Origin of the sequence: Paracoccus sp. (in: a-proteobacteria), from assembly GCF_046289755.1 — a bacterium.
Classification (GTDB): domain Bacteria; phylum Pseudomonadota; class Alphaproteobacteria; order Rhodobacterales; family Rhodobacteraceae; genus Paracoccus.
Genome location: NZ_JBKBVD010000012.1, coordinates 62,368 through 75,350, shown reverse-complemented (window position 1 = coordinate 75,350; position 12,983 = coordinate 62,368). Strand labels below are relative to the sequence as shown.

The following is a 12,983-nucleotide window of genomic DNA, read 5'->3' as shown; positions in this document are numbered from 1 at the left end:
GGCTCAGGCGGCGCAGGCGCTGTCGGTCAGGGCAAAGGGCAGGATCTGCACCCGGTCACGCTCGAAGATGCAGAAACTGCCGGGCGGCACCTCGCGCCAGTCTTCCTGATCCGTCTCCAGCGGCTCAGAGACCACCGCCCAGCCCTGCCGCGACACCGACCAGCGATGATAGAGCGAGGGCGCATGTTCGTCGCTGGCATGGCGCAGCGCATAAAGCCGCTGCCCGTCGGAAAAGGCGCAGGCCGCGCGCACATGCGGCGCGCTGCCCCGGCGCAGGGCCAGCGCCGTCAGCCGCGCCATCGCCCGCTGCATCGCGCCCTGCGGATCATCCTCCAACCCCTCGCCAAGCGCGATCAGAAACAGCGCCTCGCTGTCGGTGGCGCCCTTGCGATGGCTGTAGAATGCATCCGGGATCAGCACATCGGCATCGCGGCGATAGCTGTCATACCCGCCGAACTGACCGTTATGCATGAAGCTCCACCGGCCGACGGCAAAGGGGTGACAGTTGTTGCGGCTGGTCGCGGTCCCGGTCGAGGCGCGCACATGCGCCATGAACAGCCCCGACCGCACCTGCGTGACAAGGCTGCGCAGATTGGGGTCGGACCAGGCGGGCATGACATCACGGTAAAGACCGGGCTCGGGCCGCTCGCCATACCAGGCCAGACCGAACCCGTCCGCATTCACCGGCGTATGGCAGCGCAGCGCACCCTGCGCCTGCCGGATCAGCGAATGCGCGGGCCTGCTGACAATATCCTCGATAAGGATCGGCTGGCCCATATAGGCGGCCCAACGGCACATGATCCTGCCCCTTTTGCGACTGCTTTGTGTCAGCCCTAGCACAAAAGTATGAAGGCTTCATCTATTCCGCAGCGGTCGGAACCTCTTCGACGATAACAAGATCGCGTTCGCTTGCGCCTTTGGCATGTTCCAGCGCGGCCTGATAGTCGCTGCTGTTGTAGCAGGCAACCGCCGCATCAAAGCTGGGAAAGCGCGCCACGACATTGCGCGGACGATCCCGCCCCTCCATCTGCTGATAGCGCCCGCCACGGGCCAGAAACACCCCGCCATGGGCGGCGATGGCCGGCCCGGCGGCCTGCGCATAGCGGCCATAGGCCTCGGGGTCCGACACGGTCACATGGGCAATCCAGAGGGCGGTCATGCGCTTTCCTCGATCAGCTTGCGTGCGTCCGAGAACGCCTGATCCGCGGCCGCAAGACTGGGGGCGCCCCCCTGCGCGCGGTCGGGGCGGCCGCCTCCGCCCTTGCCGCCAAGCGCCGCGGTGGCTGCCTGCACCAGCGCCACAGCGCTGATCCGCCCGGTCAGATCCGGCGTCACACCGGCGGCGACCGTCGCCTTGCCCTCGGCCTCGGCCAGAACCAGCACGACACCGCTGCCCAGACCGGCCTTCATCTCATCGACCAGCGCGCCCAATTCCTTGCCGCCGACACCCTCGACCTGACGGCCGATGAATTTCAGCCCGCCGACCTCCTGCGCCTGCGCCGCGTCACCGCCGCCCATGGCCAGTTGCCGCTTGAGCTGCGCCACCTCATTGGCCAGCGCCTTGCGCTCATCGGCCAGCGCGCGGACCCGGTTCACCACCTCGGCGGATTGCGCCTTGAGGATGCCCGCAATCTCGCCCAGACGCCGTTCGGCATCGCGCAGATGGTCCAGCGCGGCCTGCCCCGTCAGCGCCTCGATCCGCCGCACCCCGGCGCTGGAGGCGCTGTCGCCCAGCAGCGCAAAGGCGCCGATATCGCCGGTGCGCGCGACATGGGTGCCACCGCACAGTTCCAGCGAATAGGTCGCGCCGTCATGGCCCTTGCCGCTGCCGGGCAGCTGGCCCATCGACACGACCCGCACCTCATCGCCGTATTTCTCGCCAAACAGCGCCTGCGCCCCCAGCGCGCGCGCATCGTCGGGCGTCATGATCCGCGTCTCGACCGGGGCGTTCTGGCGGATAAAGCCGTTCACCTCGGCCTCGACCTGCGCCAGTTCGTCCGCTGTCACGGCATGGTTGTGGCTGAAATCAAAGCGCAGCCGGTCGGGCGCGTTCAGGCTGCCGCGCTGCGCGACATGATCGCCAAGCGCGCGCCGCAGCGCCTCGTGCAGCAGATGCGTGGCCGAGTGATTCGCCCGGATCGCGCCGCGCCGCGCAGGGTCCACGGTCAGCGTTGCCCCCTGCCCGCGCGCGATGGTTCCCTCGGTCACCTCGGCCTGATGGATAAAGATGCCCGCGACCTTTTTCGTGTCGCTCACCCGCGCGGCACCTGTCTCGGTGCGGATCAGACCGTGATCGCCGACCTGCCCGCCGCTTTCGGCATAAAACGGCGACTGGTTCACCACGATGGCGACGGCAGCACACTGCCCCGCCTCGGCCAAATCGGCACCCTCCGCGACCAGCGCCAGCACCTGCCCCTCGGCCTCTTCGGTGTCATAGCCCAGGAATTCGGTCGCGCCATGCGCCTCGGCCAGCTCATACCAGATCGTCGCATCCGCCGACTCGCCCGAGCCGGACCAGGCCGCCCGCGCCATCCGCTTCTGCTCGGCCATGGCGGCGTCAAAGCCCGCCACCTCGACCGCGCGGCCCTTTTCGCGCAACGCATCCTGCGTCAGATCCAGCGGAAAACCATAGGTGTCATACAGCTTGAAGGCGGCAGCACCCGGCAGGTCGGCCCCCTCGGGCAGGCGCGCGACCTCATCATCCAGCAGCCGCAGACCCCGGTCCAGCGTCTGGCGGAACCGCGTCTCCTCGCTGCGCAGCGTCTCTTCGATCATCGCCTGCGCGCGGGTCAGTTCGGGATAGGCCGCCCCCATCTGGCGCACCAGCGCGGGCACCAGCTTGTGCATGACCGGATCGGCCGCGCCCAGCATATGCGCATGCCGCATCGCCCGGCGCATGATCCGGCGCAGCACATAGCCGCGCCCCTCATTGCTGGGCATCACCCCGTCCGCGATCAGAAAACTGGTGGATCGCAGATGATCCGCGATCACCCGGTGATGGACCTTCCCCGGCCCGTCGGGATCGGCGCTGGTCGCATGGGCGCTGGCCTCGATCAGGGACCGCATCAGGTCGGTGTCATAGTTGTCGTGCTTGCCCTGCAGCAATGCGCCGATCCGCTCCAGCCCCATGCCGGTGTCGATCGACTGCATGTCCAGCGCCCGCATGGACCCATCCTCGAACTGCTCGTTCTGCATGAAAACAAGGTTCCAGATCTCGATGAAGCGGTCGCCATCCTCATCGGCGCTGCCCGGAGGCCCGCCCCAGATCTTGTCGCCATGATCGAAAAAGATCTCGGTGCAGGGACCGCAGGGGCCGGTCGGACCCATCTGCCAGAAATTGTCACTGGTCGGAATGCGGATGATCCGGTCGTCCGACAGGCCCGCGACCTTCTTCCAGATCTCCACGGCCTCGTCATCGGTGTGATAGACGGTGACCAGCAACCGGTCCCTGGGAATATCGAATTCCTTCGTCAGCAATTCCCAGGCAAAGGGAATCGCACCCTCCTTGAAATAATCGCCAAAGCTGAAATTGCCCAGCATTTCAAAGAAGGTATGATGGCGGGCGGTATAGCCCACATTGTCCAGATCGTTGTGCTTGCCCCCCGCGCGGACGCATTTCTGCGCGGTCGTTGCGCGGGTATAGTCGCGCGTTTCCAGACCCGTGAACAGGTTCTTGAACTGGACCATGCCCGAATTGGCAAACATCAGCGTCGGGTCGTTTCGCGGCACCAGCGGGCTGCTGTCCACGACGCGATGGCCGTTCTTCTCGTAATAACCAAGGAAGGTCTGGCGGATGTCATTCAGACTGGGCATGGCGGGCCTTCATCGCAAAAACGGGTCTCTCCGGCCGGGCCGGTCTGGACCTTGGTCTACCCCCCGCCCGCATCCCTGTCCAGCAATCGCCCGCAGCTTCTTCGGTCAGAAAAATATCCCGGGGAGTCCGGCGCCCGCGCCGGACGGGGCAGCGCCCCCTCCTGAAAAAAACAGCGCGCGGAGGCCCTGCCTCCGCGCACCGTTTCCTCCGCGCTTCAAGCGGTCAGATCACTCTTCGGTCAGCGCGTCATCCGCACCGCCCGCAATCCCGAATTCCAGCCCGTGACTGGCGCGGATCTTGTCCTCGATGGCCGTGGCGATCTCGGGGCGGTCGCGCATGAACTGCTTGGCATTCTCGCGGCCCTGCCCGATGCGCTCATCGCCATAGGAATACCAGGCACCCGATTTCTCGACCACGCCGGCCTTGACGCCAAGGTCGATCAACTCGCCGACCTTGCTGATGCCCTCGCCATACATGATGTCGAACTCGACCTGCCGGAAGGGCGGTGCCACCTTGTTCTTGACCACCTTGACGCGGGTGGCGTTGCCCACCACCTCATCGCGGTCCTTGACGGCACCGATGCGGCGGATGTCCAGACGCACCGAGGCGTAGAATTTCAGCGCATTGCCGCCCGTCGTCGTCTCGGGATTGCCGAACATGACGCCGATCTTCATGCGGATCTGGTTGATGAAGATCACCATACAGTTGCTGCGCCCGATCGAGGCGGTCAGCTTGCGCATCGCCTGGCTCATCAGGCGGGCCTGGCTGCCCATCTGCATGTCGCCCATATCGCCCTCGATCTCGGATTTGGGCGTCAGCGCCGCCACCGAGTCGATCACGACCAGACTGACCGCGCCCGAGCGCACCAGCGTATCGACAATCTCCAGCGCCTGCTCGCCGGTGTCGGGCTGGCTGATCAGCAATTCGTCCAGATTGACGCCCAGCTTGCGCGCATAGAGCGGGTCCAGCGCATGTTCGGCATCGACAAAGGCACAGACGCCGCCCTTTTTCTGTTCCTCGGCCACGACATGCAGGGTCAGCGTCGTCTTGCCCGAGCTTTCCGGCCCGAAAATCTCAATGATGCGGCCCTTGGGCAACCCGCCGATCCCAAGCGCGATGTCCAGACCAAGCGAGCCGGTCGAGGTCGACTCGATCTCGGCCACGGGATTGTCCTTGCCCAGCTTCATGATCGAGCCTTTGCCGAACTGCCGTTCGATCTGGGCCAAAGCGCTGTCGAGCGCCTTCTGCTTGTCCGCGCTGCGCTTGTCAGTCATGTCGAAAATGCTCGCCTGTGCCATGTCGTCACCCTTGTTATTTCACAGCCCTCCCGGCGGGGCAATCACTTCGACCGACCGGATGTTCATGTCTTGTTCACCACTAGATGCGCCATTCCCCGCCGGTTTTCAAGCACCATCGTCACCACATCCGATTCGTTGTCTCGCACCATGCACCCGTCAGGTTAACAAAGCGTTTACACCCCACCGGCGCGCCGCTATCCACATCCGGCACTGCACAGGATACGGGGCATCATGCTGATTTTCTGGGACGAGCGGCTCGTGTTTCTGGCGACGCCCAAGACGGCGTCGACCGCGATCGAAATGTCGCTCGAGTCACTGGCCTCGGCCTCACTTCAGCGCCCGGCCGCGTTGAAGCACACCGGCATCGGCGGCTTTCACCGCCATCTGGGGCCGTGGCTGACCGAGCAGACCGGAGAGACCTTTACCACAGTGGCGCTGATGCGCGAGCCGGTCGACTGGCTGCGCAGCTGGTATCGCTTCAAGCTGCGCGACGAATTCGAGGATCCCCGCCACCCGATGGAGGGCGTCAGTTTCACCGATTTCGCGCGCCGTTTCGCCGCGCCGGGCGGTCAGGCCGCGCTGGGGATCACCAGTCAGGCAGGCTTTCTGACCGATGGCGCCCACCGGACCGACCGCATCTTTCGCTATGAGCAGATCGGCGATTTCGTCGATTTCCTCGAAACCCGTCTGGACTGCGCGATCGAACTGCCACGCATCAACGTCCCGCCAAGCGTGGACGTTCACCTTGACCCGGCGCATGAGGCGATCCTGCACGAGGCCATGGCCGCCGATCTGGCGCTGTATCGCGCGCTCTAGCGTCTACAGATCGCAGGGCCGGTCGATGTCGCGCAACTGCCCCGACGCATGGACCAACTGCGCCGGGGGCAGATCGCGCAGCAACCGGCCCGCGCCCTGATCGCCGCGCAGGCGGCGCAACGCCGGCAGACAGGCGCGCGGAAAGCAGGCCGGGGGCATCGGGGGGCTGCCCTCATGGCTGGCGTCAAAGCTGGCTGAGGGCAGGTCATCCGTCGCGCGCGCCAGCACCTGCGACAGATGGCCGGACGTCACATCGGGCATATCGCCAAGCGCGATCAGCAGCCGGTCGGGCGCACCCAAAGCGGCCAGCCCGGCCCGCAGGCTGTCGGATTGCGCCGCCGGGGCAATGGTCACAATCTCGAACCCGGCCAGATGAGGCGCCAGCGCCGGATTGGCGATCACGGCGATGCGGCGGTCCAGCGCCAGCACGCGCAGCGCTTGCGCGGCATGACCGATCAGGGGCTGTCCGCGCAGGGGCGCCAGCAGCTTGTCACCCGGCCCGAAGCGGCGCGACGCACCCGCGGCCAGCAGCAGGCCCGCGCGGATCATCGCTCAGGCAAAGCGGATATGGTTGCCAAAGGGCATCTCGCGCAGGCGCTGGCCGGTGGCGGCGCGGATGGCATTGGCCAGAGCGGCGGCAGCAGGCGGCAGGCCCGGCTCGCCCAGCCCCCGGATGGGCCCGTTTTCCAGCAGCCGCACCGTGACCTCGGGGGTCTGGGGCAGCCGCAAACCTTCGTAATCATAGTAGTTCTGCTGATCGGGGCGGTGCGCCTGCCAGGTCAGCTGGCAATTCATCGCATGGCCCAGCCCGAACAGCATCCCGCCCGACAGCTGCGCCTGCGCATTGACCGGGTCCAGCACGGCGCCCACATCGGCCACCGCAAAGGCGCGGGTCAGGCGCAGGCCCTGCGGGCTGTCCGCGACCTCGATCACCTCGGCGCAGGGCACGCCGAAGCTGAGGCAGAAGGCCACGCCCCGACCGACCCCGTCACGCGGCTGCCGCCCGCGCCAGCCCGACAGGCGCCGCGCCTCTTCCAGCACCGCGCGCGAGACATCGTGATTGCACAGCCGCAACAACCCCTCGAACGGGTCGATCCCCGCCGCCTCGAACATCTCATCCAGAAAGCTGCCAAGGAAGAACCCGTTGGTCGATGCCCCGACCGAGCGCCAGCTGCTGACCGGCACCGTCTCATCGGCGCGCAGGCCGGTGACGCGGAAATCCGGGATGGCAAAGGGCTGTTCCCACGCGCCCGCGACAATGCTGATGTCGGGGCCGGGCGGGCTACGCCAGACGCGGCTGAACCACGAGGCCATGACCGAGGGCGAGGCCACCGCCAGATCCAGCGCCGCGATGGCGCCACCCTCGATCCGGCCCCGCGCGCGGGCGATCTGGGCCGGGCGCGGGCGGCTCTGGGCGAAATCCTCTTCGCGGGTCCAGGTCATCTTGACGGGGCGACCGGGGACGGATTGCGCAATCTCGATGGCCTGAAGGATGAAATCCAGCTCCAGCCTGCGCCCGAAACTGCCGCCGATCATCTGGTTGTGCAGCCGGATCGCCCCGCGTGGCAGGCCGGTCAGTGCGGCGGCCTTCGAGACGACGAAATCGGGGATCTGCGTGCCGGTCCAGATCTCGCAGGCGGTGTCGGTCACGCGGACGGTGGCGTTCAGCGGCTCCATCGGCGCATGGGCCAGAAAGGGCACGCGGTATTCGGCCTCGATCACCTGACCCGGCGTCTGCGCGGCCCGGGTCAGCGCGGCCTCGACATCGCCGTCATCGCGGTTGCGGCTGTCGGGGCGGGCTGCCTCATGCGCGGCGGTCAGGCTGTCCCAGATCGCGGCGCTGTCGCCGGGGCGGTCATTGGGCGCGGTCAGCTCCAGATCCAGCGCCTCGGCTGCACGAAAGGCGTGCCAGGTGGTCTGCGCCAGCACCGCCACGCCGCCGGTGATCGCCACGACGCTGTGAACGCCGGGCATGGCGCGGGCGGCGCTGTCATCGCGGATCTGCGCGGCCCCGCCTTCGGGGGCGCCGCGGACGGTCGCGTGCAGCATGTCAGGCAGGGACAGGTCGATGCCATAGATCTGCCTGCCGGTGGATTTCGCCACAATATCGCCGCGCTGCATCGGCTGGCCCAGATAGCGCCATTGCGCCCGGTCGCGCAAAACGATCTGGGTCACCGGCTCCAGCGTGGCGGCCTCAGCGGCCAGCGCGGGATAGGGGATGCGGCGGCCATCCGGCAGGATGACATGGCCGTCTTCGGTCGTCAGATCGGCGCGGTCCAGCCCTTCGCGCCGGGCTGCGGCCTCTTTCAGCGTCTCACGCGCGACGGCGCCCGCCTCGCGCAGCTTCTGGAACCCGTCGGGCACGGTCGAGCTGCCGCCGGTCATCTGCAACCCCAGCAGCCGCGCCGGGATGTCGGCGGCACTGCGGGCCGCGTCGGCCAGCCAGCTTTCGTCTGTGGGCAGAAAGGGCAGATTCTCGGCCAGCAGCGCACGGTTGTAATAGGCCGGGCTGACCGGGCCGGGCTCGATCCGGGCCGAGGCGGGGTCGATGTCCAGTTCCTCGGCGATCAGGGCGGCCTGCACCCAGCGGCTGCCCTGCCCCTTGTCAGCGCGGGGCGCGATCAGGGTGATGCCCGCCGCGTCGATCACCACATAGGGGGTCAGGGCCACGGCATCGGCGGGCAGTTCCCCCTCGAACGGGTCGGGCAGCGGGCGGGTGTAGCGCCAGGCGCCAAAGGCCACGCCCCCCGCCACCGCGACCGAGCCGATCAGGAACCCCCGCCGCGCAATGCGCCCGGCGCGGGCCAGCCCGCCCTTGCGCGGACGGCCATGAGAAAAGCCGCTCCGCGCCATCAGGAGCCACCCATGCGCAGCGCCGCGCCGCGGATCGCGGCGCGGATGCGGGGATAGGTGGCGCAGCGGCACAGATTGCCCTCCATCGCGGCGTCGATCTGGGCGTCGCTGGGGGCCGGGCTTTCGGCCAGAAGGGCGGCTGCGGCCATGATCTGGCCCGACTGGCAATAGCCGCATTGCGCGACCTGCGCCTCGATCCAGGCGGCCTGAACGGGATGGGGGTCTGCGGGCGTGCCCAGCCCCTCGATCGTGGTCACCTCGCCCGCGACATCGCCCAGAGCGGTCTGGCAGGCGCGCACGGCCTGGCCGTCCAGATGCACCGTGCAGGCGCCACAGGCGGCGACGCCGCAGCCGAATTTCGTGCCGGTCAGGCCCAGAATGTCCCGCAAGACCCAGAGCAGGGGCATGTCGGGATCGGCCTCGATCCGGTGGGTCTGTCCGTTGACAATCAGGTCCATGACGGGAGGCTAGGACAGAGCCACCTGCCCTGCAAGCACCCGCCGCACGCTTTGCAGCTGCGGCATACGGAAAGGACCGCGATCCTTGCGGATGCGGCCCTTTGTCTACCCCGTGGGGTCCGGCGGAGAGGCAGATCTTACTTGATCTTGCCTTCCTTGTATTCGACATGCTGCCGGACGACCGGATCGAATTTACGAACGGTCATCTTTTCGGTCATGGTGCGGGCGTTCTTCTTGGTCACGTAGAAATGCCCGGTGCCGGCGGACGAGTTCAGCCGGATCTTGATGGTGGTCGGCTTCGCCATGATTATCGCTCCTGCTTCGGGGCAATCGCGCGCCGCAAACCCCGTGGAATTCTGTAAGGAAGCCGCCTTTTAGCCGTGGGGGCGGTGAAGTCAACCGTGAATCGGGCGATTTCGGCCGATCTGACAGGATGAGTTGCGCGGAGGGCCTGTAAGCCGGATTTTGTCCACCGCTTGCGCGGCTGGATGGCCATTCCTCTGGCCCGCCCGTTGCCGGACGGATCTAGCTGCCTACCCGGATCTGCTGGGGCAAGGCGGCCCTGCGGGGTTGCCCCCGCGCGCGATCCCTATTCGGCATTGCTCCCGGTGGGGCTTGCCATGCGGGCGCTGTTGCCAGCCCCCCGGTGGGCTCTTACCCCACCGTTTCACCCTTGCCTGCCCATGACCCGAAGGCTGGGGCGAGGCGGTCTGTTCTCTGTGGCGCTGTCCCTGGGGTTGCCCCCGCCGGGCGTTACCCGGCACCGTTGCCTCATGGAGTCCGGACTTTCCTCGACAGGTCGCCCTGCCGCGGCCATCCGGCCCTCCGCGCGTGGCCGATATGACGGGGTGGCGGGCGGGCGTCAAGTGGGGGCGGTCAAGTGGGGGCGCTGCCCCCGGCGCGCTGGCGCGCGCCTCCCCCGGGATATTTATGTGAAGAAGAATCGGCAAGGCGGGCAGCGATCTGGCGGTCGGACGCGGTTTCCGGGCCATGGCCCCAGGGGCGGTGGCGCAGGCGGAAGGCGGTGAGGCGGGTGTGGGGGTCTGCCTGTGGATAGCCGAGGCGGTCGAGGCTGGCGCCGAGGGGGGCCGCGGGGTCGTCGGGGGCCGGGCGCGCGAAGATGGCGAGGCCTTCGCGGGCGAGGCCCTCCCAGTCGAAGCGGGGGCCCGGATCGGATTTGCGGCCCGGTGCCATGTCGGAATGGGCGATGACGCCTGCGGGGGGGATCTGCCAGCGGGCCATGATCGCGCGCAGCAGCGTGGACAGGGTGGTCATCTGGGGGGCGGTGAAGGGGCGGGTGCCGGGATTGGCGATCTCGATCCCGATGCTGCGGGAATTGACATCGCCCTGCCCCTGCCACGCCCCGGCCCCGGCATGCCAGGCGCGGCGGGTTTCGCAGACGAGTTGTTCGGCCCGGCCTGCCTCGTCGATCAGCCAATGGGCGCTGACTTCGGCGCTGGGGTCGCAGAGACGGGCGCGGGCCTGCGCCGCATCCGGCATGCCGGTATAGTGCAGCACGATCAGGCGGGGGCGCTGGCCGCGCCGGTCGCCGTGATTCGGGCTGGGAAAGCCGGGCACGGGTGGATCAGGGGCGGAGCGGCGGGCGGGCGGTTCCGGGCGCCGCCGACGACGCCGCCGGGGTGCCCGCAATCTGCTCTGCGGTCGGCGCATAGGTCGGGCGGGCGACCGGGATGGTGGCGGGCGCCTCGGCCTTGCCCGTCAGGGCGGCCTCGCGGGCCGACCGATACTGGCCGTAGGGACTGGCCGAGGCCGCGTAATTGGGGTTCCAGCCCGCATGTTCATTGCAGCCCGCAAGGGCCAGCACCGTCAGCATCATCACACCGCGCATCGTGTTTCCCATTCTGTCTGGCCCCATCCCGTCTGGCCGGAGGTTACCACCAGCGATCCGGTCTGGCCACAAAGCCCGCCGCCCGTTCCAGCGCCAGCGCCTGATTGAGCAGATCGCCTTCGTCGAAGGGGCGCCCGAAGAGCTGCAGCCCCAGCGGCAGGCCCTGCGCGTCCTGGCCCACCGGCACCGCGATGCCCGGCAGGCCCGCGAGGTTCAGCGTCACTGTGAAGACATCGTTGAGATACATCTGCACCGGATCGCCCTTGTCCACCGATCCCAGCGGGAAGGCCGCCGAAGGGGTCGCGGGTGCAAGGATCGAATCAATCCCCGCCGCAAAAGCCTGATCGAAATCGCGCTTGATCAGCGCGCGGACGCGGCGGGCGCGGTTGTAATAGGCATCATAGAAGCCCGCCGACAGGACATAGGTGCCGATCATCACGCGGCGCTGCACCTCGGGGCCGAAGCCCTGCGCGCGGGTCTTTTCGTAGAGCTGGTCGATGCCGTCGCCCTGCCCCAGCGTCGCGCGGTGGCCATAGCGGACCCCGTCATAGCGGGCGAGGTTCGAGGAGGCCTCGGCCGGGGCGATCACGTAATAGGCGGGCAGCGCGTATCTGGTGTGGGGCAGCGAGATATCGACGATCTCGGCGCCCGCGTCGCGCAGCATGTCGGCGCCCTGACGCCACAGCGCGTCGATCTCGGCGGGCATGCCGTCCACGCGGTATTCGCGCGGGATGCCGATGCGCTTGCCGCGGATGTCGCCGGTCAGGGCGGCCTCGAAATCGGGCACGGGCAGGTCGGCGCAGGTGCTGTCTGCCGGATCGGCGGAGGCCATCGCGCCCAGCATGATCGCCGCGTCGCGCACGGTCCGCGTCATCGGCCCAGCCTGATCGAGGCTGGAGGCATAGGCGATCACGCCCCAGCGGCTGACCCGGCCATAGGTGGGTTTCAGCCCGACGATGCCGGTGAAGGCCGCAGGCTGACGGATGGACCCACCCGTATCGGTGCCGGTCGCGCCAAGGCACAGGTCCGCCGCAACCGCGGCCGCCGACCCGCCAGAGCTGCCGCCCGGTGTCAGGGCCGCGCCATCCGCCGTTTTCCACGGGTTCACAGCGGGGCCATAGCAGCTGGATTCGTTGGTCGAACCCATGGCGAATTCGTCCTGGTTCAGCTTGCCCAGCATGACGGCGCCTGCGTCCCACAGGTTGCGGGTCACGGTCGATTCGTATTCGGGCACAAAGCCCTGCAGGATGCGGCTGCCTGCCTGAGACGGCACGCCCTTCACGCAGAACACGTCCTTGACGCCCACCGGGATGCCGGTCATCGGGGCCGCGTCACCGGCAGCAATGCGCGCATCGGCGGCGCGGGCCATGTCGCGGGCCATCTCGGGGGTGTGATGGACGAACGCGTTCAGTGCGCCCGCGCCCTCGATGGCGGTCAGGCAGGCGTCGGTCAGCTCGACCGAGGTCAGATCGCCGCGCTTGAGCGCGTCGCGGGCGTCGGAAATGGTCAGTCGGTTCGGATCGGTCATTCCACCACCTTCGGCACGGCAAAAAAGCCCTCGCGCGCGTCGGGGGCATTCGACAGGATCTGCGGCGCCATGCCGCCCGAGGTCACGACATCCTCGCGGCGTTTCAGCCGCATGGGCGTCACGCCGGTCATCGGTTCGATGCCTTCGACATCAACCTCGTTCAGCTGTTCCATGAAATGCAGGATGCCGCTGAGTTCGCGCGCCAGCGCCGGCAGGGCGGCCTCATCGACCGCGATCCGCGCCAGATGGGCGACCTTGCGGGCCTCGTCTTGGGTGATCGACATGACGTTTCCTTTCGTTCGCAGGCGGGTCTATATCGCTGTGCGCGCTGTCGCAAGCAGCAGGAGTGACGGTTTGCGCTGCAGGT

At 67.9% G+C, this 12,983-nt stretch carries 13 protein-coding genes and 1 other RNA gene; 1 reads left to right on the top strand and 13 read right to left on the bottom strand.

Annotation, left to right across the window (positions count from 1 at the left end; translation table 11 throughout):
- Positions 1-3 precede the first annotated feature (3 nt).
- The 4 genes from ACK41U_RS06635 to recA all read right to left on the bottom strand — a co-directional run bounded on the left by ACK41U_RS06635 (position 4) and on the right by recA (position 5,112).
- Positions 4-798 (bottom strand): class II glutamine amidotransferase, encoded by a 795-nt coding sequence (locus ACK41U_RS06635; protein WP_409677497.1) that lies wholly within the window; start codon positions 796-798, stop codon positions 4-6.
- A 61-nt stretch (positions 799-859) separates the two neighbouring features.
- Positions 860-1,159 (bottom strand): DUF1330 domain-containing protein, encoded by a 300-nt coding sequence (locus ACK41U_RS06630; protein WP_409677495.1) that lies wholly within the window; start codon positions 1,157-1,159, stop codon positions 860-862.
- Entirely contained in the window at positions 1,156-3,813 is a 2,658-nt protein-coding gene (alaS, locus tag ACK41U_RS06625) for an alanine--tRNA ligase (protein ID WP_409677494.1), read from the bottom strand. Before alaS ends, ACK41U_RS06630 begins: the two co-directional genes overlap by 4 nt.
- Before the next feature lie 228 nt (positions 3,814-4,041).
- Complete coding sequence (gene recA, locus ACK41U_RS06620; RefSeq protein ID WP_409677492.1) at positions 4,042-5,112, bottom strand: recombinase RecA; 1,071 nt, start codon at positions 5,110-5,112, stop codon at positions 4,042-4,044.
- Between the two features lie 231 nt (positions 5,113-5,343).
- Between recA and ACK41U_RS06615 the strand changes: the two genes are divergently transcribed.
- Positions 5,344-5,928 (top strand): hypothetical protein, encoded by a 585-nt coding sequence (locus ACK41U_RS06615; protein WP_409677490.1) that lies wholly within the window; start codon positions 5,344-5,346, stop codon positions 5,926-5,928.
- 3 nt (positions 5,929-5,931) lie between these two features.
- Here the strand turns inward: ACK41U_RS06615 and ACK41U_RS06610 are convergent, their stop codons facing one another.
- The 9 genes from ACK41U_RS06610 to gatC form a co-directional block, all read right to left on the bottom strand.
- On the bottom strand, positions 5,932-6,477 hold the full coding sequence (locus tag ACK41U_RS06610; RefSeq protein WP_409677488.1) for a nucleotidyltransferase family protein: 546 nt from the start codon (positions 6,475-6,477) through the stop codon (positions 5,932-5,934).
- Positions 6,478-6,480: 3 nt separating this feature from the next.
- Positions 6,481-8,781, bottom strand: a complete 2,301-nt coding sequence (locus tag ACK41U_RS06605; protein ID WP_409677486.1) for a xanthine dehydrogenase family protein molybdopterin-binding subunit — start codon at positions 8,779-8,781, stop codon at positions 6,481-6,483.
- Positions 8,781-9,239, bottom strand: a complete 459-nt coding sequence (locus tag ACK41U_RS06600; RefSeq protein WP_409677484.1) for a (2Fe-2S)-binding protein — start codon at positions 9,237-9,239, stop codon at positions 8,781-8,783. The genes ACK41U_RS06605 and ACK41U_RS06600 overlap by 1 nt, the downstream gene beginning before the upstream one ends.
- A gap of 137 nt (positions 9,240-9,376) precedes the next feature.
- The gene (gene rpmG / locus ACK41U_RS06595) at positions 9,377-9,544 is read right to left on the bottom strand and encodes a 50S ribosomal protein L33 (RefSeq protein WP_409677482.1); all 168 of its coding nucleotides are present in this window, start codon (positions 9,542-9,544) and stop codon (positions 9,377-9,379) included.
- Positions 9,545-9,677: 133 nt separating this feature from the next.
- Positions 9,678-10,068: RNase P RNA component class A (rnpB, locus tag ACK41U_RS06590), an RNA gene on the bottom strand.
- Positions 10,069-10,115: 47 nt separating this feature from the next.
- Positions 10,116-10,817 carry an N-acetylmuramoyl-L-alanine amidase gene (locus ACK41U_RS06585; protein WP_409677480.1) on the bottom strand — a complete coding sequence of 234 codons (702 nt, stop codon included), beginning with the start codon at positions 10,815-10,817 and terminating at the stop codon, positions 10,116-10,118.
- 7 nt (positions 10,818-10,824) lie between these two features.
- Entirely contained in the window at positions 10,825-11,088 is a 264-nt protein-coding gene (locus tag ACK41U_RS06580) for a hypothetical protein (protein ID WP_409677478.1), read from the bottom strand.
- Between the two features lie 43 nt (positions 11,089-11,131).
- The gene (gene gatA / locus ACK41U_RS06575) at positions 11,132-12,616 is read right to left on the bottom strand and encodes an Asp-tRNA(Asn)/Glu-tRNA(Gln) amidotransferase subunit GatA (protein WP_409677476.1); all 1,485 of its coding nucleotides are present in this window, start codon (positions 12,614-12,616) and stop codon (positions 11,132-11,134) included.
- The gene (gene gatC / locus ACK41U_RS06570) at positions 12,613-12,900 is read right to left on the bottom strand and encodes an Asp-tRNA(Asn)/Glu-tRNA(Gln) amidotransferase subunit GatC (protein WP_409677474.1); all 288 of its coding nucleotides are present in this window, start codon (positions 12,898-12,900) and stop codon (positions 12,613-12,615) included. The genes gatA and gatC overlap by 4 nt, the downstream gene beginning before the upstream one ends.
- Positions 12,901-12,983 lie beyond the last annotated feature (83 nt).